This window comes from Gemmatimonadota bacterium, from assembly GCA_039715185.1.
Classification (GTDB): Bacteria; Gemmatimonadota; Gemmatimonadetes; order Longimicrobiales; family RSA9; genus DATHRK01.
Genome location: JBDLIA010000003.1, coordinates 19,598 through 42,656 on the forward strand (window position 1 = coordinate 19,598; position 23,059 = coordinate 42,656).

Below are 23,059 nucleotides of genomic sequence, written 5' to 3' on the forward strand. Positions count from 1 at the left end.
GACTCCTGGGAGCGCCTGGACAGCCGTTGAATCCCACGTCGAGTGAAGTCGATGTCGACGGCCTGGCCAGCGCTGCGGCGGCGGGCGAGCCGGACGCGTTCGAGGCCCTCGTTCGGATCGTGTACGTGCGCATTTACCGCTGGGCGCTGGCGGGAGTCGGCGATGCCGATGATGCCGAGGACGTGACTCAACGCGTGCTCGTCGCGCTCCACGCGAAGCTGCGCGGCTGGGAGGGGCGGGGCCGCTTCACCACCTGGCTGTACCGGATCACGGCGAACGAGGCGTCGTCCTGGCGGAGGCGGGCGCAGAGCCTCCTGAGGCGAGCTCGGCAGGCGCAGGAGGCCACCGTTGGCGTCGTCCGTGAGGCATCCGCGGAGCCGACGGTGGACCGACAGAGGCTCATGGAGCGGGTGGAGGCGCACTTCCTCCGGCTCCCGAGGAGACAGCGCGAGGTGATGGACCTGGTGGACTTGCAGGGCTTCTCGCCCAAGGAGACCGCTGAAATGCTGGGACTCAACGACTCGACGGTACGGGCGAACCTCTTCAAGGCCAGGCGGGCGCTGCGGTCTCGCCTCCTGGTAGAGGACCCGCACGCGCACGAGAGGCTCGAAGGATGAGCTGCCTGCGAGCGGAGCGGTGGGTGCTCGAGGCTCGCCCGGCGGAGTTGGCCGAGGCGCCTGAATGGGTCACCCGGCACGTAGCTGAATGTCGAGCGTGCTCGGCCGCGCTGAGTGCGGCTCGGCAGGCGCATGGCCTGCTCGCCGCGAGCCTGGAGCGGGCGACTCCCCGGCTTTCGGCCGACGACGCGGTGCGGATGGCGCTCAAGGGCTACTCGCGGAGTTCGCGAAGGGAGGCTGTGGAGGAGCGCGGAGCGACCCGCGCGCCCGCGACTCGTTGGTGGCGGGTGGCTCCGGCGTCGCTCGCCGCGCTGGCCCTGGCGGTGCTCCTGTGGCCCTCCGGGTCCGTCGCTCCGCCGACCGGTGCGAACCTCTTCGGTCCTCCAGGTCAAAGCGCTGACAGGCCCGAGGCCTTCGCGGTCGAGGTCGCAGGAGGCGCTCGGGTGGCCGTGTTCCAGACTCACAATCCGAAGATTCGCGTGGTCTGGCTGTACGATGGACTACGCCCAACCGAGAGGTAGACCCATGCACGATGAAGCTGTCAGCAGAGCGAGCCGCACCCGGGCGCGAGTGGGTCGTTCACTGTTGCTGGGAATCGCCGCGCTCGCCCTGGCCTGCCAGTCCGAGGGGCGCCTGGAGACCCGCACGTTCGACCTCCAGTTCCTGGAGCCGAGCGAGGCTGCGGACATCGTGATGCCGTACGTATACGCCGAGCGCGCCGCCGCGCCGGGCATGATCACCACCTTCCAGTCCGGGATCACGGTCAGGGAAACGCCTGAGGCGCTGGACAGGATCGCCGTCGTGCTGGAACGTTACGATCGGGAGAGGCCCGGCGTCCGGCTGCATTTTCGGGTGATCGAGGCGGACGGCTTCGAGGAGACCGATGAGCGCATCGCCGACGTGCGCGAGGCGCTGGATGCCCTGTTTCGATTCGAGGGCTACCGGCTCGCTACCGAGGCCGAGATGGCGCTTTCGGAGGGGGCACGCTCGTCCCAGCCGGTCGCCACGGCCGAGCGCGCATACGAGCTCGCCGCGTGGGTCGGCAACGTCCGCGTCGCCACCGAAGGCGATGGCGGGTCGGTGACCGTCGGAGTGCGCCTTTCGGCCGGCGTCGTGGGCCATACCATCGAGACCACCCTGACCGTGCCACTGGGGGAGACCGTAGTGCTCGGCAGCGGCAGGCGCTCCGCCTCCGAGCCGACCACGATCCTGACAGTTCGGCCGGAACTGGTGGAGTATTGAGCGGGCCGGGGCGCGCGACCGCGCGCTGCGGGAGGCTACGGATGGTGATCTCGAACCAAGCGCGAAAGCACCCCGCTAATTACCCAAGATCATGCCATAAAAGCACTTGAGGGCTACGGGAGGGCTTGCGTCGCCGGCCCTCTCTCCACATATTCGAAATGCGACGTCCACGACTGTCGCCCGCGGGCTATCCGAAAGGCCCCCGGCACTCCAGCCCGGCCCCACGCCGGTTTCATTCACAGCCCGGAGGACGTTATGCGCCGCCCGAACGAGCGACGCCGGCCGAAGGCGCATCAGCCGGCGGGTCGACCCCCAGAGTCTGCGAGTGAGTCGTGTTACCGCTGCCGCCACGGGCGCGGAGTGATCGCGTGCGCTTGCCGATACGCGCGGCGCGCGAGCCGCGAGCGCCCAGCGGCTGGCCGGCTGGCCTACGCCAGCAAGTTGGCGAGCGGCCTCATCCTCCTCATCTGCCGTCGCTTCGGTCCGGGAGTCGCGCTCGTCGCGGTGCGCGGCGTCGTGCCCAAGATGGCGCCCGCGCTGGCGGCGCTGCCTGCGCTGGTGAAGTCGGCCTGGGTCTGGCTGGGAGGGCTGTCGATCGCCACGGCAACGGCGGTTTCCATCGGCGCCGCACCGGCGCCCGTGCCGGTGGATTCCGTCCCACCAGCGCAGGTTGAGTGCGCGGTGCGAGTAGACGCCAGGCATGAGACGTGCGCCGTCGCCGGAGACGGCATCGCGGGGCGCGCCGTCGACGAGGCAGGGGCCTCGGTCCGGTAGCCGTCTCGCCCCGCGTTTGCCCGCGAAAGGAGAGGGATCTTGGCAGGTGCGTGGTCCAGCGCGTATCCTGCCGCGGACGCAGGGGCTCAAACGGAAGAAGCAATGAAGACGAACGGATTTCGCGGGTGCCAGTGGGGCGCGGACAGGGATGAAATCGTCGCCCATGAGGGGAAGTCTCCCATGGGCGAGGAGCGCAATGTCCTGGTCTACTCCACCATGCTCGTAGGCTCGGAGTGCCGAGTGTTCTACGGGCTCACCGAGGGACGGCTCGCGTACGGCGGATACACCATCGATCACCAGGATGATCGCAGGGACGTGGCCGACTACATGGCGCTGAAGTCGCGGCTGGAGGAGAAGTACGGCGAGCCGAGCTCGTCGGGAACGGACTGGCACCCGAGTCTAGAGGTCATTCCGGATGTGGCGACGGAAAGCGCGGCCGCCGCGGCCGTCGCGAGCGGTGCGGTCAAGTTCCGGGCGGCCTGGACGCTGGAAGACTCCAGCATCGTCACCGTCCTGACCGCGGATGACCAGCGCAACGCGTACGTCGGAGTCTTCTATTACGACAACGGCTACGCCGCGGGCCAGGCGGCATCCACGCGGGAGTCCGATCTGGCCCAGTTGTGACCCTCCCCGCCCTCATGCGGGCGTGATTTCACCAAGCGATCCTCGGCCGGACACCCTGTTCCTGCTTCGGCAGGGGGGCTTGCGCGATGACCTCGTCGCGCGCGCTGCCCGGGAGGGCCACCCGGGTTGGTGGGACCCGGGCGTTGCGCTCTTCCACGAAGTCGGTGACCGGCTGGGCCAGTCCGATCGCCGGCCGTGCGGCTCGTTCGAGCGGCTCGTGCTCGTCGAGCGGGCGCTCGCCGAGGCCGGCGCCTTCTTCGCCGCGTTGCGCCGGCCTGACGCCTTCGTGGACGCCGCCGATCGTCTTTTCGGAGAGCTGGCGGCCGAGGGCGTCACGCCGTCGGAGCTGGAAGCGGGGCTAGGACCGGGCGCGGCGCGGGACGGGTTTCAGCGCGAGCGAGATCGCGCGCTGACGAGCGCCTACCGGTTCTACACGGAGGCGCTGGAGGCCGAGGGCCGTCGCGACGGCCGCGACACGGTCGCCGACGCGGCCCGCCAGATGGTGTCCGATCCCGCCGCCTGCGCCGCCGCCCTGAACGGGCGTACCCGCGTCCGCCTGGTGGGCTTGCAGGACCTGGCGGGTGGCTGGCCGCGGCTTCTCTCCGCGTTGCCGATGGTGCCCCGAGTGGAGCGCGTGGAGGTACAAAGCGCGGTCCGGCTGGACCTACCGCGAGAGGATATCCATGTGGTTTCGGCGCCGCTCGCGAACGCCCTGTGCGCCAGGCTGCTGGGGCCCGACGCCGCGCCCACGGACGCTCCCGCCCGCGAGACGTTTCCGCGCCTCGTGGCCTTCTCCGCGCACGGCGCCGACCGCGAAACCGAAGAGGTCGCCGCGCGCGTGCGCGCCCTCCTGGACGCGGGGGTGCCGCCCGCCGAGGTATGCGTGGTAGCTCGCAGCGGCCGCCCCTATACCGACCTGGCACTGCGCGCGCTGGACAGCGTCGGCGTGCCGGCCACCGCCCGGCGACGCCGTCGACTGGAGCAGATTCCGGTGGTGCGCGCGGTGCTGTCGTTGTTCTCGGCTGCCGCCCAGGGCTGGACCCGACACGGCCTGGCCGAACTCGCCGAGCAGCCCTACGTCGGCTCCGGGCTGGACGCCGTGGTCATCAACCACATCGGCTTTCACCGGCGCGTGGCCGGCCTGTCCGCCTGGAGTTCGGCGATTCGCCGGCTGCTGGAGCAGGCGGAGCTGAGCGAGCGGGAGTCCACCGAAGAGGGCGACGGTACCCGGCGTCCCTCGCGACTGCCGCCCGCGGAGTGGGTGCGCCGGACGCTGCACGGGTTCGAGTCGTTCGCGGAGAGCGCTCGCCTACTCGACCGTCCACGCACGCGCGGCGAGTGGCTCGAATGGCTGGGCGCAGCGCTCGACGCTGACACCTGGGGGGTGTCGCGGCTGCTGTATCGGCTTCCCGGTGGACGCGAGGAACTGGCGCGGTGGGACGTCGCCGGCTGGGAAGGGATGCGCCGCATCGTCGACGAGCTCCGAGCGGGCGAGGACTCCTGGGGCAGCGACGACGCTCTCCTGGACGTGACCTCGTTCGCTCGCTTTCTCAGATCCATGCTCAAGGGCGACGCGGCGATCTGGACCACGGTCCGCACCGGCGTCCGCGTGCTCGAGGCGCCCGCGGCGGCCTACCGGCGCTTCGCCCACGTCTTCGTCGTCGGCATGGAGAGCGGTCGCTGGCCGCTTTTGGCACCCGCGTCGCCACTGCTGGAGGAAGGGGACCGCGAGCGGCTGCGCGCGGCGGGCCTGCCGCTGCGCACGCGGACCCATTGGGAGCGCCGCGAGCGCGACCTGTTCGGCGTCGTGGTGGGGGCCGCGGCCCAGTCGCTGACGCTCTCGTGGTCGCGCGTCGACGACCGCGGCGAAGGTACTATCGCGTCCGGCTTCCTGGAGGATCTGGAGTCCGTCGCCGGGTCGTTTCCGGTGGAGGCGATCCCCACCCGCCGCGTGCTCACACCCGGAGTCCCGCTGTTTGAAGGGGCCGCCGGCGCGCGCCAGGCCGAGTACGCCGCGCGCATGGAGGAAGAGCGAGCCGCGGGACGGCCGGGGCCGTGGAACGGGCTCGTCGAGGATCCCGAGCTCGTCGCCTGGCTGACGAGCCAGTACGGGGACTCCTACGTGTGGAGTCCCACGTCCCTGGAGGGGATGGCCAAGTGTCCATGGGCCTGGTACAGCGCCCGCCTCCTGCGGCTGGAGAAGCGCGAGGATCCCGATGCGGACCTGGAGCCGATCGCGCGCGGAAACCTGTTTCACGACGCGCTCCACCGCTTCTACGATCGCGCCCGAGAGAGGGTCGACGCGCCCTTCCGTCTGATGCCAGCCGACCTGGACTGGGCGCGGCCGGCGGTGGGCGAGGCGCTGCGACGGGCCATCGAGGAGGCCACGCCCCGGGACGCCGCCGCGCTGCGCGCCGTTCCACCCGCCCTGAGGGACGCGAAGACCACCGAGCTGGAGCGCGCGCTCGTGCGCTACCTGGAGTGGGAGGCGGAGTTGGCCGCCCAGGGGGAAAACAAGCGCGCGTACACCAAGTATCCCCAACTCCGGACCGGTGTCGTGGAGCACGAGCTGGCCTTCGAGGACCTGGAGGTCGCCGCCGGATCCGGCTCCCTGCGGATTCGCGGCAAGATCGACCGCGTGGAGGTGGGCACCGATCCGCGCGTGCGGGACGTCCACACGTTCCTGGCCGCGGTCGACTACAAGTCCAGCGACTGGTCCGTGCCCGCGCGCGGCAAGCGCCAAGGCTGGGACGACGGCGTCGTGCTGCAGATCCCCCTGTACGCGGCTGCGCTGGAGCAGCTTCGACCGGGACAAGAGATCGCGCGCTTGGAGTACCGCACCATCAGCAACCGCAACGTGAAGCACCAATTGCCGCTCGTGACCGTCGCCAAAGGCGACGAAGAGCTGGTTCGAGACCCGGCTCAGGCGAGCCGGCGGGAGCGGGCGTTGGAGGCCGCCGCGCGGCAGGCCGCCGAGGTGCGGGCGGGGCGCTTCCCGGCGCGCCCGGCCCCCTCCTGCGGGTGCCCTCCCTATTGCCAGGGCTGGGACATCTGCCGCGTGCCGGGAGGCCCGAAGCGATGAGCGCCGGCGGATCCGGGCCCAGGCAGCCGGCGCGGCGCGCGCAGTGGAACGCCGTGCGTGCGCTGGACGGCCACGTGCTCGTGACCGCGGGCGCGGGCACCGGAAAGACCTACACCGTGGTGACGGCGCTGCTGTACCTGCTGGGCGTGGAGGTCCAGACACCGGACGGCCCGGCGCGCACCGACCGGCCCCTGGACCTGCACGAGATCGCCGCGATCACGTTCACCAACCAGGCGGCCGCGGATCTGAAGAGTGGCCTGCGCGAGGCCCTGCGGGCGCACGGCCGGGCGGATCTGGCGCGCCGAGTGGACGGGGCTCGCGTGGGCACCATCCACCGCTTCTGCGGCGACGTACTGCGCGAGTTCGCGCTGCGTACGGGACGCGACCCGTCGCTTCGGGTCCTGGATGAGGGCGAGGCCGCGGCGCTCATCAGGAGCACCGCGCGCGAAGCCCTGGTCGACGCGGCCGGCTCGGCCGCTCCGGACGTCGCCGACCTCCTGGCCCGCAGATCGGTGCGCGAGGTGGAGCGCTGGATCGCAGAGCTGCTGAGCGATTCGGACGTGCTGGCAAGGTTGCGACGGGCCCGGGACCTGGACCCGGACGCGCGCGCGCTGGTGGGCCTCGCCGCGACCGCAGGCGAGACGCTGGAGCGGGAGCTGGACGAGGCCGGCACGGTCGACTTCGACCGCATGATAGCCTGGACCCGCAACCTGCTCCGGGACGATCCGCGTGCCCTGCGCACCCTCAGGCGCCGCATCCGCGTGCTCATCATCGACGAGTTCCAGGACGTGGACCCCGTGCAGAAGGACATCGCCTACCGGCTGGGCGGGCTGGACCTGGCCGCCATCGAGACGGTGGGTCAGGGCGGATTCGACTCGAGTGGGGTGGGGTTGCCGGTCCCTTTGCCGCCTTCCGCCGTACCGTCCCGAGCGCCGGACAACGTCACGCGGCTGTTCCTCGTCGGAGACCCCAAGCAGAGCATCTACCGGTTCCGTGGAGCGGACGTGAGCGTGTGGACCCGCGTCGAGCGCGATTTCCGCTCCGGGCGGGGCACCGTCGTGCCGCTGGACGAAAGCTTTCGCAGCACGCCGGAGATTCTGGGGTGGGTGGACGCGACCTCGGGGGAGCAGCTCGACGAGCCGGTCGACGGTGAGGCGCACGCCGACTTCGAGATTCGCTACCTGCCGCTCTCCGCGACCAGGGCGATCGCCGGCGAGCCCGCCGTGGAAGTGCTGCTGCTGCCCGCGGGGGAGGATGGGAAGCCCCTTCCGGGCGCTACCGCTCGCCGGGCCGAGGCCAGGTGGATCGCGCGCCGAGCCCGAGCCGAGCACGACGCGGGCACAAGGTGGCGCGACATGGCGATCCTGCTGTCGACCTGGACCGATCTCGCGGCATACGAAGAGGCGCTCAAGGAGGCCGGCGTACCCGTCTACTCGGTGCGCGGCGAGGGCCTGCTGGAGCGGCGCGAAGTGGTCGACATGATCCTGGCGCTCCAGGCCGTGCGCACTCCACGCGATGACCGCGCGCTGTTCGGATTTTTGCGCAGCCCGTTCGTCGGCGTGCGCGACGACACCCTGCTGCGCATCGCCCGCCACGCGGGCCGGCCGTACTGGAGGGCGCTCGCCCCGCTCACCGAGTCGGTCGCCTCGTCCGTCGACGAGTCGGGTGGGCTGGGTACGCTGGCCGCACTGGCCCCCACGGCCGAGGAAGCAACTCGGCTCGCGTCCGGCGTGCGTCTGCTCAAGGACCTGGACGAGCTGCGCGACCGGGTGCCGACGACCGACTTGCTCGAGGACCTGCTGGATCGAACGGGTTACCTGGCGCACCTGGCCCTGGCGGGCTCGGCGGGCATGCAGGCGGTTGCCAACGTGCGACGGTTCCTGGCGCTCGCGCGCGCCGCGTCGGACCGGAGCGTGGGCGACTTCCTGGCCGACGTGGCCGAGCGGAGGCAGCGCGACCGCGACGGCGTGGCTCGCCAGCCCCCGGCCCGCCTGTACGCCGCAGACGACGATGTCCTCACGATCAGCACCGTCCACGGCGCCAAGGGCCTCGAGTGGAGCGTTGTGTTCTGGGCGGACATCGCGCGCCCTCCCCCGTCGGACCGGGATCAGTTTCTGCGAGTTGGGGACGGCCTCTTCATCGGCGATCCCGACGTGCCTTCCGACGAGCGTCCGCAGCCGTTCCAGGACGCCGCCCACCGCCTGCACGCGGAGGCGCGGGCGGAGGCCAAGCGCCAGTGGTACGTGGCGCAGACGCGCGCCCGGGATCGCCTGATACTGACCGGCATCCCGCTCGGCCAGCGCCCCCGCAGCGGCACCTTCGCCCGAGAGCTCACAGAGGCCTTCGAGCCGCTCGGCGATGCGCTGAAGGGAGGCCCCGGCGCGGCGGGCGAGACGCTGGCGTACCGGGACAGAGCCGGCGCGGAATGGTCCGCGCGGGTGGCCGTTGTGGCGGACGCCGACGTCGAAGCGGAGGCTGGAGCGACGACCGCCACCGCCGAGCTGCCGCCGCCCGACCCACTCGTTCCTTCCCCCGCGGAGGTGCTCGCGGAGCCGCCGCCCGCGCTGAGGACGCCGGCCGGCCCGCTGCGCTTCTCGGCGACCCAACTGCTCGCGCGGGAGCGGTGCCAGAAGCGGCACTGGTTCAAGTACGTGCTGCAGGTGCCCGAGCCCGACATCGAGCTGCACGCCGGCGACGACGCGCTGATCCGCGGCGTCGTGCGCGGTCGCATCGTCCACGAAGTGCTGGAGCGCTACCGTGACCCCGAGGAGCTCGCGGACGTGATCGAGGCGGCGATCGGCCGCTGGGACGAGCACGCGCCGCCGCCCGAAACGGACCGCGGGGCGGTCTACCGCGCCGAGTTGCGGGGAGAGGTGGACCGCGTCCTGAGCGAGCCGGGGTACGCGGAACTGCGGGAGGCGCCGGGGGCGCGCCGCGAGTTGCCGTTCCTGCGGGTGCACGCGGACGGCCGCTCGACCCAGGGTGCCATCGACCTCGCCGCGCCACCCGGCGGAGACGCAGCCGGCTGGCGGCTCCTCGACGTCAAGACCAATCGCCTCACCGCGCCCGAGGCGGGAGCGGCGGTGGCGCACTACAGGCCCCAGAGGGACGTCTACGTGGACGCCACCGCGGCGCTTTCGGGCGAGCCCGTGGACGCCTTCACGTTCGTTTTCAGCGCACCGGGCGTGGCGGTGCGAGAAGAGGCCCTGGACGCCACCGAGGCGGCCGAAAGGTGTACGGCAACCCGCGCGGCGATAGCATCGGGCGGCGAGCCGCGGCTGGCCGACGATCCGGCCGAGTGCGTGTTTTGCGGGTATCGACTGGTGGGGATGTGCCCGGGCGTGGGGCGCGGGCCCGGAGCGGACACGCCGTTCGGGGTCGCGCCGGCCGCGCTCGCGCCCGCGTTCGCGCCGGCGCGGGAGGCCGGATCGGACATCCGGCCTACACCGCCGCAGGCGGAGAGGGCCGCCCCGGCGCGGGAGGTCTCGGGCGAGGACGTGCCGCCGCGGGACTCCGACGGACAGTTGTCGCTCTTCTAGTCCCCTAGTGGGCCATGGCGCGCGAAATCGAGGTCAAATTACGCTTGCCCGACGAACGGGCCGCCGAGGAGTTGATCGCCTCCGCCGGGGGCGAGGTTCTGGGCGTCGTGTGGCAGACGAACTACCTGTTCGACACACCGGAGCTGAGCCTGCGCGGCGCCGGCCTGGCGCTGCGCCTGCGCGATGAGGACGGCCGCTGGTCGGTGACGCTGAAGGGACCTACCGTGCGCGCGGGGGCGGCCAGGAGTCGTGAGGAAATCGAGGCGCGGGTGGACGCGCAGGCCGCCGCCGCGATGCTGGCGGGCGAGACGTCGCCGCTCGCGGCGCTGACCGGCGACGCGCCTCTGGTCGCCAGCGCGGCTGGTCTCGCGCCCGGTGGCATCGAACCGCTCGGCAGCTTCCGCAACCGCCGGACGCGGGTGCGAGCGTTGTTGCCCGGTCTGGGCACGGCGTGCCTGGAGCTCGACCGGACCGAGCTGCCCGGCGACAGGACCGATCTCGAGGTTGAGCTCGAGTTGCCCGCGGAGTCCACGCCCGAGGAAGCGGCGGCGGCCGAGGCTGCGCTGGCGCGACTCCTGGCCGAGATCGGCGTGGACGCCGTGCCGAGCTCGGGCAAGACGAGCCGCTTTCTGGCCGCAGCGGGCGCCGCATGATCGCGTTCATCCGCACCGCCGCCTTCGTGCTCGTAGCCGCCTACGGCGTGGCGCTGGTGGTGGCCTTCTTCTTCTCGGACCGCATGATCCTGCCGGCGCCTTCGTCGACCTACGAGCGGCGCGACCCCGACATGGTCACGCTGCGGGCCATCGACGGCTCGGCTCTGGTTGGCCTGCACCTCCCGCTCGAAGGGGCGCGCTACGCCATCCTTTACAGCCACGGCAACTTCGAGGACATCGGCCTGATACGGCCGCGCATGGAAATGCTGCGCGAGCTGGGATTCGAGGTGTTCGGCTACGACTATCGGGGCTACGGGCTGAGCGAGGGGACGGCCAGCGTACGCGCCGCCAGCGAGGACGCGCGCGTGGCGTACACCTATCTGCGCGACGAGCTGGGGGTGCCTCCCACCCGCGTGGTGCTGTACGGGCGTTCGGTGGGCGGCGGCCCCACGCTGCAGTTGGCCGCGGCCGAGCCCGTGGCGGGGGTGATCCTCGAGGGAGCGTTCACCACCGCGTTCAGGGTGGTGACGCAGGTGCCCGTGCTGCCGTTCGATCGCTTCCCCAACGAGACGCTGATCGATCGCGTCGACGCTCCCGTGCTCATCGTCCACGGCCGGCGCGACCGCGTGGTGCCCTTCCGACACGGCCCCGCCCTCTTCCAGGCAGCCCGCGAGCCCAAGCGCCATTCCTGGTTCGACCGGGCGGGCCACAACGACATTCCGGAGACGGCGTGGGAGCAGTATGCTGCTGCTGTGCGCGCGTTTGCCGTTGACCTGCAGGCGGCCGAGCCAGGTGGACCCGACCCGGGCGCGGAAGAGCCGTGAGTTTACCCCCGAGGGTGGACGGTTCCGCGTGCGGCGGCGGACGGCGCCGGCGCTTGTGCGTGCGCGGCCCATTCTGGCTTCGTCCTTGCGGACCCGCTCCGGGGAACCGAGAATAGCGCCCGACTGCGATTAGCCGCGACATGACCACGGATTCCGGGGGCACCGAAGCCCCCACGGAGCGCGCGTCGACGTCGGACGTGGCCGAACCAGCCCGATCGACCGACAGCGGACCGTCGGCTCGGGCGGGCGTGTCCACGGGTCCGAACCATTCCCCTCGCAAATCCAAGAAGGTCGACGTGCCTCCAATGGACGAGGTGTGCGCGCTCGTAAGCGAACTGGCGGGCCCAGACGAGGCCGGGTTTGCGGCGACCTTCTGTGGCCTCTTCCTGGCCAAGGCGCCGGACAAGTTCTACCTGGATCGGACGCCGGAAACGGTGGCGCATCTGGTGTTCGGGAGCTGGCGACATCTGAAGCGCTCGCGGCCGGACAGGGTCGACGTGGAGGCGGTCAACCCGGCCGTCGACGATGAGGGGTGGAGCGCTCCGGTGACGGTGCTGCGGACCCACCTGTCGGAGCGCCCCTTCGTGGTGGACACGATCCGGGAGTTCCTGCACGCCGAAGACTTCGCCATCGAGCGCTTCCTGCACCCGGTGCTCAGGGTCGTGCGGGATGAAGCCGGCACCATCACCGAGTTGGGACCCGCGGGCGATGGAGAGCCGCTCGAGTCACTGGTCTATAGCGAAATCCCGCGCATCGACGACGTGGAGCGCCTCGCGTCCATCCGCGCGGCCGTCGAGGACAACCTGCAGGACGTGGTACGCGCCACCGCGGACTTCGCAGCGATGCTGGAGGCGCTCGACGGCACCGTCGCCTACCTGAGCGGACACGCCGCCGTACGGCCCGAACGCAAGTACGAGATCGACGAGATCCTCGCCTTTCTGGGGTGGCTGCGCGACGGAGCGTTCGTCTTCCTCGGTTACCGGGGCTACGACATCACCGATCTGCCCGACGGCGATCGCGAGATACACGCCCACCTGGGGTCGGGCCTCGGTATCCTGCGCGATGAGGCCGGATCGAGCTTCGCCAGTCCGGTCCGTCTGTCTACGCTGAGCCCGGAGTTCAGGGAACGGGTCTCCGGCGGGCCGCTGCTGATCACGAGCAAGACGAACGCCGAGTCCCCGGTCCATCGCCGCGCCCGCATGGACTACATCGGCATCAAGAAGCTCGACGACGCGGGGCGCGTCTGCGGCGAACACAGGTTCATCGGCCTGTTCACGTCGCAGGCTTTCTCGGAGGACGCCGAGCGCATCCCGATCCTGCGTGAGAAGCTGCACGATCTGCTTGAGGAGTCGGGCGTGGTGGCGGGGTCGCACGACTGGAAAGAGATCATCACGATCTTCAACTCGCTGCCGAAGGAGGAGCTCTTCCTAACCTCGGCCGCGGAGATCGGCGAAGAGATCCAGGCCGTGCTGGCGCTCTATCACACGCACGAGGTCCGGGTAACGGTCCGACCCGACGCGCTGCGCAGGGGCGCCACCGTGATGGTCATCCTGCCCAAGGAGAAATTCAGCGGAGAGGTCCGCAAGGAGGTCGAGCGGGCGTTCGTCGAGCGCTTCGGTGGCGAGGTGCTGAACTACCACCTGGCGCTCGGCGGAGGCGATCAGGCGCGGCTGCATTTCTATATCTCGGCCTCCCCCGAGGCCATCGACAGCGCGGACGCGGTGGCGCTGGAAGGGGTGGTCCGTGGGCTGATTCGGAGCTGGAAGGATCGCCTGTACGAGGGCCTCACCGCCGTGTGCTCCAAATCCGAGGCCAAGGAGCTCACCGACCGCTACGCGGACGCCTTCAGCCCCGAGTACAGGGCCTCGGCCACCCCGGCGACGGCCGAGCAGGACATCCTGCTGTTGGAGGAGATGCGGGCGCGCGGGGATTCGGTGGGCATCCACCTGCGCAACCTGGCCGAGGAAGTCGGTCTGGATGGGGAGGCGCCGGAGGCCGAAGAGGACGTCACGCGGCTGAAGCTGGTTCTGCGCGAGCGGAGCCTGATCCTTTCCGACTTCATGCCCATCCTCGAGAACACGGGCCTGCGCGTGATCGCGATGAGCCCCTTCGAGGTGGCGGATCCCGAGGGTGGCAAGGCCAACATCTACGAGTTCTCCGTAACCGATCGCAGCGGTAGGCCCCTCGACCTCGTGGAGAGGGGCGGCCTCCTCTCGGAGACGGTGCTGGCGGCCTGGGGGGGCGCCGCCGCGAACGACGCCCTCAACGGGCTGGTCCTGGACGCGGGCCTCCACTGGCGGCTGGTGGACGTGCTCCGGGCCTACGCCGAGTACGCTTTCCAGATCGGCGCCGTGCCGAGCCGCATCTCGCTGATCAACGCGCTGCTGGCGCAGAGGAAGGTCGCAGCGCTGCTGGTCGATGTGTTCCGGGCGCGCTTCGACCCCGACGCCCACGATGACTTCGAAAGCCGCCGCGCCGAAACGGCGCGACTGACGCGCCGGCTCACGGCGGCGCTGGACGGCGTGTCCTCGCTTGCGGACGACCGCGCCCTCCGACGCCTCGCCGTCCTGATCGGCGCGACCTCGAGAACCAACTTCTTCCGGCACGGAGGCACCGCGCCGACCGCCACGTCGGGGGGGGCGCCCTACGTCTCTTTGAAGTTCGACGGCAAGTCCCTCGGGGGCATCGCCAAGCGCACCATGGCGTTCGAAATGTGGGTCCACTCAGCGCGCATGTCGGGCGTGCACCTACGTGGGGCACCCGTGGCGCGCGGCGGCATCCGCTGGAGCGACCGTCCCCATGACTTCCGCACCGAGGTAATGGGGCTAGTGCGCACCCAGCAGGTGAAGAACGCGGTCATCGTGCCGGCGGGCTCGAAGGGCGGCTTCGTGCCGCGCAAGCTCCCCGCCGACCCGGCCGCCGCGCTGGAGGAGGGGCGCGAGCAGTACAAGACGCTCGTCCGTGGGCTCCTGGACGTCACCGACAACCTGGTGGACGGCGCGGTCGTGTCGCCCGAGGGCGTCGTCTGCTGGGACGACCCGGATCCCTACCTGGTCGTGGCCGCCGACAAGGGCACCGCGAGGTTTTCAGACATCGCCAACGCCGTCGCCGCGGAATACGGCTACTGGCTCGGCGACGCCTTCGCGTCGGGAGGCTCCAACGGCTACGACCACAAGGTGGTGGGGATCACCGCCCGCGGTGCCTGGGAGAGCGTACGCCGCCACTTCCGAGAGATGGGCGTAGACATCCAGTCGGAGCCGTTTACGGTCGTAGGCATCGGCGACATGAGCGGCGACGTCTTCGGCAACGGCATGCTGCTGTCCCCTCATATCCGGCTCGTGGCGGCGTTCGACCACCGGCACGTCTTCATCGACCCCGACCCGGATACGTCGGCGTCGTACGCCGAGCGCGAGCGGATCGGGCGGCTCGGGAGGTCGTCCTGGGACGACTACGATCGGGACCTGATCAGCGCCGGCGGGTTCATCGTTCCGCGAGCGGCCAAGGAGGTCGACCTGACCCCGGAGGCCCGAAGGGTCCTCGGGCTGCAGGACGACGTCGAGACGCTGGACGGCGAGGCGCTCGTCCGCGCGGTGCTCTCTGCGCCGGCGGACCTGCTCTGGAACGGGGGCATCGGCACCTACGTCAAGGCGAGCACCGAGACCCACCCCGAGGTGGGGGATCCCAGCAACGACCCGGTTCGGATCGACGCCCACGACCTGAGGGCGTTGGTGGTCGGTGAGGGGGGCAATCTGGGGCTAACGCAACGAGCCCGCGTCGAGGCGGCGCTGGCGGGGGCGAGGCTCAACACCGACGCCCTGGACAACTCCGGTGGCGTAGAAATGTCGGATCGCGAGGTCAATCTCAAGATCCTGCTGGGTGAAGCCGTGCGCGCCGGCCGCCTGGCTACGCCCGAGCGCAACGCCCTGCTCGAGCGCCTCACCCCCGACGTCACCGCCCTCGTGCTCGCCGACAACCGCTCGCAGAGCCTGGCGGTGTCGCTGGATCAGCGACGTGTAAGGGCGAGCCTGGACGACTTCGCGTCGCTGATGACGGGACTGGGCCGAGCCGGCATCCTGGACCGGGCGGCCGAGCGGCTGCCCGGCCCCGAGTCGCTCGAGGAGCGTCGGGCCGAGGGCGGCACGCTCACCCGCCCCGAGCTGGCGGTGCTTCTTTCCTATGCCAAGCTCGCGCTCAAACGCCACATCCTGGCGTCAGGCCTGCCCGACGACCGCATCGCCGCTCGCTACCTGGAGGACTACTTCCCGGCGGAGGCGGTCGAGGTGGCGGGCAACGAGGCCCTGGCGAGCCATCGCCTGCGCAGAGAGATCGTGGCCTGCCAGATGGCGAACGACCTCGTCGACTTGATGGGTGCCACGTTCATCCACCGCACCTCGCGCGACACCGGGGTGCGCCCCATCCAAGCCGCGCGCGCCTGGATCATCGCCTCGCAGTTGTGCGGCGCGCTTACCCTGCGTGGGACGCTGGCCGACCTGGAGGGCGAGATCCCGACGGATGTCCTGTACAGGTGGCTCGCGGGCCTCGGCCGGGTGCTGGACCGGACCACGCGCTGGGTGTTGGCCAACGTCGCGGAGGACGCTCCCCCATCGATGGTCGTGGACGAGCACCAGGATGGCCTCGCCCTGCTGCGCGAGCACTTCACCGACATCGTGGCCGGCGAGGAGCGCAGGATATACGAGCAGCGGGTGCGGGAGCTGCAGGCGCTCACCGAACGGCACGATCTCGCTCGGCGACTCATTACGCTGCGCTTCCTGGATCAGCTGCTGGAGATCCTGCGGGTCGCAAGGGAGCGGGATTCCGATACCCTGCGGGCCGCGCGTGCCTACTACCTGACGTCGGAGATGCTCGAGGTGCCCTGGCTGCGCGAGCGCCTGCGTGACAGCGCCGGCGAGAATCGTTGGGATCAGCGCATCGCGCACGGGCTGGCCGATGATCTGAGCCGGGCGCACAGGGCGCTGACCGGTGAGGTCGTGGCGGGAGCTTCGCCCGAGCCGGGCAAAGGCACTACGGAGGCGTCGCTCGCTCGTGTGCGCGAGAAGCACAGCCGCGAGTTGGATACGTTCCGGGAGGTTCTGGCCGAGATACGTGAGGAGGGAGAGGTGGGGCTATCCTCCCTCGGGGTGCTCATTCGAGGCGTCGCCAGCCTGGCCGAAAGGCGCTGAAGATTATCCCGTAGGGAACAGCTTGGCGCGCTCTTCGGGCGTGAGCTCGCTGATGTCACGGGAGCCGAAGCCACGGCCGGAGCGGCTGCGCGCTACGGGCGCCGGCTTCTCCACCGGGGCGCCGGCGTAATCGAAGCCCTCCAGCGACACGAGCGGCAGGCCGTATCCGAGCAGGCGCTCGATGCTCTTCAGTTGGCCCAGATCGGTGGCGGTCACGAAGGTGATGGCATCCCCCTCCGCACCCGCGCGGCCGGTCCTGCCGATGCGGTGCACGTAGTCTTCGGGGTCCTGCGGAACGTCGTAGTTGACGACGTGGCTGATGCCGTCGATGTCGAGCCCACGTTGCGCCACGTCGGTGGCCACGAGAACCCGCACCCGCCCGCCCGCGAAGGACTCCAGCGCCCGCGTCCGGTGCTTCATGTCGCGGTCGCCGTGCGTGACGGTGACGCCGATCCCAGCGCTCTTGAGGCGGTGGTGGAGGAGGTCCGCGCCGCGCTTGGTGCGGGTGAACACCAATACCTGGTCCATGCCTTCCTGACCCAACAGCTCCAGCAGTAGCTCGACCTTGCGGTCGGGCCGGACCGAGTAGACGGTCTGCTCCACTGTCTCGGCGGCGGTCGTGTCGGGCGTGGCCCGGATCCACTCGGGATCCTTGCACAGCCTCAGCGCCAACGCGTGCACTCCGTTCGGCATGGTGGCCGAGAAGAGCAGCGTCTGACGCTCCTTTGGCACCGCGCGCAGAATGGTCTCGATCTGCGGCCGGAAGCCCATGTCGAGCATGCGGTCCGCCTCGTCCAGGATGAGCGTCTGAATCTCGTCGAGCCGCACGGAGCGCCGCTCCAGGTGATCGATCAGCCTGCCTGGAGTCGCGACCAGCACCTCGAAGCCGGCCCGCAGGTCCCTGAGCTGCGGCCTGATCGGGACCCCGCCGTACACCTGTCCGGCCCACAGGTCGGTGTGCTCGAGGAGGGCCTTGGCCTCGTCGGCCACCTGCTGGGCGAGCTCCCGAGTGGGGCACAAAACCAGCGTGCGCAGACCTTCCGACTCGAGTTGTCGCTCGAGCACGGGAAGCAGGAACGCGGCGGTCTTGCCCGTACCTGTCTGCGCGACACCTACGACATCCTTCCCGCTCGCGACCGCGGCGTAGGTGGATCGCTGGATGGGCGTAGGCTCCGTCCACCCCTGATCGTCGATCGCGCGCAGGAGCAGCTCTTCTTCGAGCAGGTCTCTAAAACTCAATAGATCTTCCGGTCCAACGAAACGGCCGCGCTGCCCCCGTGTCTGATACGGGACGACGCGGCCCAGGCGCATTCGCACATTCCCTTACGGGCAAAGTATAACGCAGGCTGTGTGGTGGCTCAATGAAAGGGGGCGCGCCGGCCCGGCTCGGCCGGCACGCCCGCTGTCCCTACTTTTAGACGCGCGGATCAGACCGCGGTCGCCTGGCGGGTGGCCTTCCGGGACCGCGGCGCGTCCCCGCCGCGCACCGCCATCTCCAACTGTCCGAGTAGCGAATCCGCGCCCGCCGCGCTCGCGCCGAAGAATCCGTCGGCGGTGTCCTCGGCGTGCTCGGCGGCCTCGTTCAGGTTCAGCCACAGGTCCCACTTCTCGCTCATGCGAACTACCTGGTAGAAAAGCCGCGGCTCCGACCGGCGGCCGCGCATCAGGTCGATGGCCGCCGCGACCGTAGCGAGCGTCACCAACGCCATGTCCTTGAGGCCGTCCAGCACCAGCTTGACCTGGAAGATGATGAAATCCCGCATGAGGACCTTGCGCGGGTCGGACGTGTTCTCGGAGGCCATGTTGGTGCTCGCTGTATCGGTGCATGGCGCCCCCGTCCGGGGACGCTCTTTCTGCACCTACCATACGAGCGGGCGCGCCTCGGGTTTCAGTTGGTCGCTTCCGCGCGCGTCAGCCGCCGATCGCCACGCCCAGCCTGAACACCACCAGGTCCGTATCGCTGCGCACCGGGTTCAGCTCGATGTCGCCGTTCGGCAGGTCGACGATGTCGCCCTCCCGTAGGTACAGCGCCCTACCGTTGTCGAGCCAGGTGACGCCCAGGTCCAGCGCGATCGGCCTCCGGCCGGCCGAAAGCTGGATCGCGAGGCCGCCGCCGGCGCCCCAAGAGAAGACGAAATCGTCCAGGTTGGTCGTGCTGGCGAAGTCCACGTCTGAGCGCGTGCCCTGGACCGAAGAGGTCGTCGCGATGTAGGCGAACCCGGCTCGTCCGTTCACGTAAGGCCGGATCGGGCCCGCCGGAAGCGACAGCTCGGGCCCGAGCCCCGCCAGAGCGATACTGTTGGTCGTGTTGACGTCCACTGTGATCCGGCAGCCGATGGTAACGCTGATGCAGTCGCGCTGGCGCTCGTGCCCGTAGATCAGGAAGCCGCCGTCCGCCCGCAGGCCAATGATCCCGGCGGGATCCAGCGGCAGAACGCCGTACAAGCCCAACCCGTAGCCCCGCTCGACGAAGTCCCCGAACTCCCCCACGGGCGCTCCGTACAGCGCTCCTATTCCCCCTCGAAAGGCGGAGCCGCGCTGGGCGGTGAGCGCCTCCGGTGCGGTTAGGCTCAGGGCGAGCGCGACGGCGGTTGCCGTCGCTCCAATGAGTGCGCCAAAGCGAAGGCGCGAGCGGGCGGCCGACATGGGCCTCTCCTTCCGGTACTCGGGGTCCGGGTCCGTGAGAACCCATATATTCATACCGCGGGTCGGACCACCGAGGTCCCCCGATTTCCGAGCGTCGTCGCTACCGCCGCACCTCCAGTCGGCCAGGCAGCTCCACTTGGGCGTCGTACAGGCCACCGCCGATGAAATCGAAGAGCACGCAATCCGGCTCGGTCGCGGATTGCTGGGCGGTCCCGCTGACCTCGAACTCAACCAGGCGCCCGGTGGCGCCGTCTCGCAGCCGGCCCTTCCCAACGAACTCGATGATGGGAACGGGATCGATCGAAACGAGGTCCAGCGCCACCAACTCGATCTCGACCGTATTCGATTTGGGTGCGCCCGAGTCCCACTCGGTGACGACGACGCCGGTCTGCACGCCGGGGCGGGCGATCAACCTGGCGGAAAAGGACCCGAGGACGGTGGTGCCGTTGACCTGCATTTCGATGGGATCGACCCCACTGCTGGCTCTCAAATCGACTAGGGGCGCGTCCCCGTGGCTTGCGAACGAAGGGTCCTCGGGGGCCAAGGCTTCCGGGGCAAGCGGACCGTCGGCGCAAGAGCCGAACGCAAGCGCCGGGAGGATGAGGGCGGCGGCGCGGGAAGGCTTGATCATGCCGGACCTCCTGCGAGGAGAGGGACGCCAGGCCGAGTAACAATATCGGCGTGGCACACCCGACGCCGAAAGTCCGCTACCCGGGCGCTGTTGCGAAGCGGCCTGCTGGCCCGCGGGCGTGCGGCTGGTTTGGCACACCGCGGAGGCAATGGGTAGACTCGCGCGTGGGTGCCGAGCCACCGGGCCGGGTCATCGCCGACGTTACTGACGCCGGGCGAGAGGAGAGCCGTGGACGTTCAGATCTTCGGGCGGAAGAAGGGCGCCGACTCGCGCAAGGTTCTCCGCTTCTTCTCGGAGCGGAGGATCCGGACGCACTTCGTGGACATCGACCGCAAGCCGCCTTCGCGCAGGGAACTGAGACGCTTCGCCGAGCGCTACGGTGCCGAGGCGGTCATCGACCGGGGCTCGGCGCGCTACGAGGAGCTCGGCCTGCGCGCGGCGCATCTCAGCGCCGAGCGGGTGCTGGAACGGGCGGAGGAGGAGCCGCGCCTGCTGCGCACGCCATTGGTGCGCTGGCGGCAGCGACTCTCGATCGGCCACGACCCGGAGGCCTTCAAGACCTGGGTGGCCGAGGAGGGCGGTTCCTGATGGGATTCCTCGACGGGACTCGCGTGCTGGATTTCACGCAGAATCTGGCCGGGCCCACGTGCACCCAGATTCTGGCCGAACTGGGCGCCGAAGTCGTCAAGGTGGAGCCGACCGATGGCGACTCCGCGCGCGCGTGGGGGCCGCCGTTCAGCGGCGGGGACGCCGCGATCTTCCGGGCGGTGAACCACGGCAAGCGGAGCGTAACGCTGGATCTCAAGCGAGCCGACGACCTGACCGTCGCGCGGACCATGCTGGAGGACGCCGACATCCTGGTGGAGTCCTTCAGGCCTGGGGTCATGGACCGTCTGGGGCTGGGTGCCGAGGTAGTGTGCGCGGCGCACCCGCGGTTGATCTACGCGTCAATCTCCGCCTACGGAGAGAGGGGCCCGCTGGGAAGCGAGCCGGGATTCGACGCTCTGATGCAGGCGCACGCGGGGCTCGTGTCGGTCACGGGTCACCCGGGAGCGCCCGTGCGCTCCGGGGCGTCCATCGTGGACACCGCGACGGCGCTGTGGACTGTCATCGGCATTCTGGCGGCTCTGCGCCAGCGCGAGCGGACGGGCCGGGGTACGCACCTACGCGCCGCCCTGTTCGAGGCAGGGCTGGCCTACAGCGCCTACTACATCGCCGGCTTTCTCGCCGACGGGAAGGTGCCGGGGCCGCAGGGCAACACGTTCCCGTTGATCGCGCCCTACGGGGAATTCCCCACCGCCGACGGCCGCATCGTCATCGCCCCGGCCAGCGACCGCCTCTTCGGGCGGCTGTGTACGGCCCTGGGGCTGGAGTCGGTTGCCGCCGACCCGCGCTTCGCCACGAATCCGGATCGCGTGGCCGCGCGCGAAGAGGTGCGCCGCATAGTATCCAGGAAGACGGCCGCGCTCTCCACGGCTGACCTCATGGGGGTGTTGCGCGAGGAGGGCATCCCGTGCGCGCCGGTGCTCGACATGAGTGAGGTGTGCGAGGACCCTCAGACCGTGGCGTCGAGGGCGCTGGTCGGGGACCGCGTGCTGCCGCCGCTCACGTGGAACGGCGACAGGGCGTCCGAGGCCGGCGACGTCCCGGCTCTGGGCGAGCACACGGACGCCGCGCGAGCGGGAGCCGCCTGGGCGCCGCCCGGCGACGGCGAGCAGAAAGACGAGGGTGCCGATGGAGATCAATGATCTGGATACGTTCCTGGACTACTGGCGCAAGGTGCGCGGGCGCACGGAGCGCGTCCTGGCTCTGGTTCCCGCCGACGAGCTGGAGTGGCGGCTGGCGGACGGACGCTTCTCGTTCGGCGATCTTGCGCGCCACCTCGGCGCGATCGAGCGCTGGATGTTCGCCGAAAACGTCAAGGGTCGGCAGAGCCGCTATCCGGGTCACGGCCGGGGACTCGCCGATGGGGTCGACGAGGTGTGGGCATTCATGGCACGCATGCACGCCGAGGCGCTCGAGATCTTCGCATCGCTCACGCGCGAGGAGCTGGAGGCGCGTTGCGAAACCCCGGGCGGCGTCAGGCTGAGGACCTGGAAATGGCTGCGCTCCATGGTGGAGCACGAGGCACACCACCGCGGCCAGATCTATATGATGCTTGGCGTGCTGGGGGTGTCCACGCCGCCCATGTACGGGCTCACTTCCGAAGAGGTGAAGGCGCGCAGCCTGTGAAGCCCCGCGCCGGCTACGACACCATAGAACGCAGCATGAACGCCACGTTGGCAGGCCGCTCGGCCAGGCGACGCATGTACCACGCGAACCAGGCCTCTCCGTAGCTGATCAGCACGCGCACACGTAACCCGCTCCGCGCCAGACGACGCTGCGCATCGGGGGCGATGCCGTAGAGCATCTGAAACTCGCACGTGTCGATGACCCTTCTCTCGGCGGCGGCATCCCGGATTCTGCGCGCCAGCTGCAGGTCGTGCGTGGCGATGGCCAGGCGCTGCTCGGCGCCGGTGGCGACCAGGTGCTCCAGCAGACGCGTGGCCAGCACCGCGTAAGCGCCGTCCACCTCCGCCTTGCGCGCGAACGCTACGTCGTGCGGTTCCAGGTAGGCGCCCTTCACCAGGCGGATGTGCGGGCGCAGCGGAAGCAGGGCCTCCAGATCCGCCGGAGTCCGGCGCATGTTGGCCTGCAGGCACAGGCCCACCCAGGGCGTGTCCTCGCGCAGCTCTCGGTAGAGCGCGATCGTCGCGTCCGTGTATTCGCTCCCCTCCATGTCTATCCACAGCACCTTGCCCGCCGCCGCCGACCTGCGGGCGAGCCTCAGCGCCGCGGCCTCGGCCAGTCCCGGGCGCACGTCCATGCCGAGCTGCGTCGGCTTGATCGAGACCTCGGCGTCCAGGGCCGTGGCGCTCAATCGATCGAAAACGGTCACGTAGTGCCGCTCCACCGCCGCCGCTTCTTCCTCGCTCGTGACGTTCTCTCCCAGCTGGGTCAGCGTCGCCCCCATGGCGCCGGCCGCCAGCTCATGAGCCGCCGAGAGCGCCTCCTCCAGCGATTCTCCGGGCATGAACCGCTGCACCGCGCGACGGGTGAATTGCAGTCTGGGAAGGGACTTGCCGAGCCACTGGTTGCGCGAGCCCCACAGTAGGGCCGTCCTCATTGGATTCATCTCGGGCGAGCTCCACGACGGCGGTTCAATGACCGGCACCACGACGGCGCGTGAGCGCCAGAGGCGCTACTC

The 23,059-nt window shown here is 70.2% G+C and carries 18 protein-coding genes; 13 read left to right on the plus strand and 5 right to left on the minus strand.

Annotated elements, in window-relative coordinates:
- Window positions 1-26 precede the first annotated feature (26 nt).
- From ABFS34_01030 to ABFS34_01075, 10 genes are all read left to right on the plus strand, one after another.
- A complete protein-coding gene (locus tag ABFS34_01030) occupies window positions 27-617 on the plus strand; it encodes an RNA polymerase sigma factor (GenBank protein MEN8374012.1) in 591 nt (196 codons plus the stop codon).
- On the plus strand, window positions 614-1,138 hold the full coding sequence (locus tag ABFS34_01035) for a hypothetical protein (protein ID MEN8374013.1): 525 nt from the start codon (window positions 614-616) through the stop codon (window positions 1,136-1,138). The genes ABFS34_01030 and ABFS34_01035 overlap by 4 nt, the downstream gene beginning before the upstream one ends.
- A 4-nt stretch (window positions 1,139-1,142) precedes the next feature.
- Window positions 1,143-1,859 (plus strand): hypothetical protein, encoded by a 717-nt coding sequence (locus ABFS34_01040; protein ID MEN8374014.1) that lies wholly within the window; start codon window positions 1,143-1,145, stop codon window positions 1,857-1,859.
- Between the two features lie 360 nt (window positions 1,860-2,219).
- Window positions 2,220-2,633, plus strand: coding sequence for a hypothetical protein (locus ABFS34_01045; GenBank protein ID MEN8374015.1), 414 nt, complete (start codon window positions 2,220-2,222; stop codon window positions 2,631-2,633).
- 102 nt (window positions 2,634-2,735) lie between these two features.
- Window positions 2,736-3,257 (plus strand): hypothetical protein, encoded by a 522-nt coding sequence (locus ABFS34_01050; GenBank protein MEN8374016.1) that lies wholly within the window; start codon window positions 2,736-2,738, stop codon window positions 3,255-3,257.
- A 79-nt stretch (window positions 3,258-3,336) separates the two neighbouring features.
- Entirely contained in the window at window positions 3,337-6,339 is a 3,003-nt protein-coding gene (locus tag ABFS34_01055) for a PD-(D/E)XK nuclease family protein (protein MEN8374017.1), read from the plus strand.
- Window positions 6,336-9,878, plus strand: a complete 3,543-nt coding sequence (locus ABFS34_01060) for a UvrD-helicase domain-containing protein (GenBank protein ID MEN8374018.1) — start codon at window positions 6,336-6,338, stop codon at window positions 9,876-9,878. The genes ABFS34_01055 and ABFS34_01060 overlap by 4 nt, the downstream gene beginning before the upstream one ends.
- 14 nt (window positions 9,879-9,892) lie before the next feature.
- Entirely contained in the window at window positions 9,893-10,531 is a 639-nt protein-coding gene (locus ABFS34_01065; GenBank protein ID MEN8374019.1) for a CYTH domain-containing protein, read from the plus strand.
- Window positions 10,528-11,355, plus strand: a complete 828-nt coding sequence (locus tag ABFS34_01070) for an alpha/beta hydrolase (protein MEN8374020.1) — start codon at window positions 10,528-10,530, stop codon at window positions 11,353-11,355. The genes ABFS34_01065 and ABFS34_01070 overlap by 4 nt, the downstream gene beginning before the upstream one ends.
- Before the next feature lie 140 nt (window positions 11,356-11,495).
- Window positions 11,496-16,535 carry an NAD-glutamate dehydrogenase gene (locus tag ABFS34_01075; GenBank protein MEN8374021.1) on the plus strand — a complete coding sequence of 1,680 codons (5,040 nt, stop codon included), beginning with the start codon at window positions 11,496-11,498 and terminating at the stop codon, window positions 16,533-16,535.
- Between the two features lie 3 nt (window positions 16,536-16,538).
- Here ABFS34_01075 and ABFS34_01080 read toward each other — a convergent pair whose 3' ends face one another.
- From ABFS34_01080 to ABFS34_01095, 4 genes are all read right to left on the minus strand, one after another.
- Complete coding sequence (locus ABFS34_01080; GenBank protein ID MEN8374022.1) at window positions 16,539-17,774, minus strand: DEAD/DEAH box helicase; 1,236 nt, start codon at window positions 17,772-17,774, stop codon at window positions 16,539-16,541.
- A 188-nt stretch (window positions 17,775-17,962) separates the two neighbouring features.
- Entirely contained in the window at window positions 17,963-18,337 is a 375-nt protein-coding gene (locus ABFS34_01085) for a hypothetical protein (GenBank protein MEN8374023.1), read from the minus strand.
- Window positions 18,338-18,446: 109 nt separating this feature from the next.
- Window positions 18,447-19,235, minus strand: coding sequence for a hypothetical protein (locus ABFS34_01090; protein ID MEN8374024.1), 789 nt, complete (start codon window positions 19,233-19,235; stop codon window positions 18,447-18,449).
- A gap of 46 nt (window positions 19,236-19,281) precedes the next feature.
- The gene (locus ABFS34_01095; protein ID MEN8374025.1) at window positions 19,282-19,812 is read right to left on the minus strand and encodes a hypothetical protein; all 531 of its coding nucleotides are present in this window, start codon (window positions 19,810-19,812) and stop codon (window positions 19,282-19,284) included.
- A gap of 228 nt (window positions 19,813-20,040) precedes the next feature.
- On the opposite strand from ABFS34_01095, the gene ABFS34_01100 reads away from it, so the two are divergent.
- The 3 genes from ABFS34_01100 to ABFS34_01110 are packed head-to-tail and all read left to right on the plus strand — an operon-like array spanning window position 20,041 to window position 22,044.
- Window positions 20,041-20,400: an ArsC/Spx/MgsR family protein gene (locus tag ABFS34_01100; GenBank protein ID MEN8374026.1), complete on the plus strand. Its 360-nt coding sequence runs from the start codon at window positions 20,041-20,043 to the stop codon at window positions 20,398-20,400.
- Window positions 20,400-21,560, plus strand: a complete 1,161-nt coding sequence (locus ABFS34_01105) for a CoA transferase (GenBank protein ID MEN8374027.1) — start codon at window positions 20,400-20,402, stop codon at window positions 21,558-21,560. Before ABFS34_01100 ends, ABFS34_01105 begins: the two co-directional genes overlap by 1 nt.
- Window positions 21,547-22,044 (plus strand): DinB family protein, encoded by a 498-nt coding sequence (locus ABFS34_01110; protein ID MEN8374028.1) that lies wholly within the window; start codon window positions 21,547-21,549, stop codon window positions 22,042-22,044. The genes ABFS34_01105 and ABFS34_01110 overlap by 14 nt, the downstream gene beginning before the upstream one ends.
- A gap of 13 nt (window positions 22,045-22,057) precedes the next feature.
- On the opposite strand, the gene ABFS34_01115 is transcribed toward ABFS34_01110, so the two are convergent.
- Window positions 22,058-22,978, minus strand: coding sequence for a proline dehydrogenase family protein (locus ABFS34_01115; GenBank protein MEN8374029.1), 921 nt, complete (start codon window positions 22,976-22,978; stop codon window positions 22,058-22,060).
- Window positions 22,979-23,059: the final 81 nt, after the last annotated feature.

Bases quoted from the DNA above. Each gene is read 5' to 3' on its own strand.
- ABFS34_01110 (MEN8374028.1), top strand. From the start codon at position 21,547: ATGGAGATCAATGATCTGGATACGTTCCTGGACTACTGGCGCAAGGTG.
- ABFS34_01070 (MEN8374020.1), top strand. From the start codon at position 10,528: ATGATCGCGTTCATCCGCACCGCCGCCTTCGTGCTCGTAGCCGCCTAC.
- ABFS34_01085 (MEN8374023.1), bottom strand. From the start codon at position 18,337: ATGGCCTCCGAGAACACGTCCGACCCGCGCAAGGTCCTCATGCGGGAT.
- ABFS34_01035 (MEN8374013.1), top strand. From the start codon at position 614: ATGAGCTGCCTGCGAGCGGAGCGGTGGGTGCTCGAGGCTCGCCCGGCG.
- ABFS34_01095 (MEN8374025.1), bottom strand. From the start codon at position 19,812: ATGATCAAGCCTTCCCGCGCCGCCGCCCTCATCCTCCCGGCGCTTGCG.
- ABFS34_01090 (MEN8374024.1), bottom strand. From the start codon at position 19,235: ATGAATATATGGGTTCTCACGGACCCGGACCCCGAGTACCGGAAGGAG.
- ABFS34_01115 (MEN8374029.1), bottom strand. From the start codon at position 22,978: ATGAGGACGGCCCTACTGTGGGGCTCGCGCAACCAGTGGCTCGGCAAG.
- ABFS34_01105 (MEN8374027.1), top strand. From the start codon at position 20,400: ATGGGATTCCTCGACGGGACTCGCGTGCTGGATTTCACGCAGAATCTG.
- ABFS34_01065 (MEN8374019.1), top strand. From the start codon at position 9,893: ATGGCGCGCGAAATCGAGGTCAAATTACGCTTGCCCGACGAACGGGCC.
- ABFS34_01040 (MEN8374014.1), top strand. From the start codon at position 1,143: ATGCACGATGAAGCTGTCAGCAGAGCGAGCCGCACCCGGGCGCGAGTG.
- ABFS34_01075 (MEN8374021.1), top strand. From the start codon at position 11,496: ATGACCACGGATTCCGGGGGCACCGAAGCCCCCACGGAGCGCGCGTCG.
- ABFS34_01060 (MEN8374018.1), top strand. From the start codon at position 6,336: ATGAGCGCCGGCGGATCCGGGCCCAGGCAGCCGGCGCGGCGCGCGCAG.
- ABFS34_01050 (MEN8374016.1), top strand. From the start codon at position 2,736: ATGAAGACGAACGGATTTCGCGGGTGCCAGTGGGGCGCGGACAGGGAT.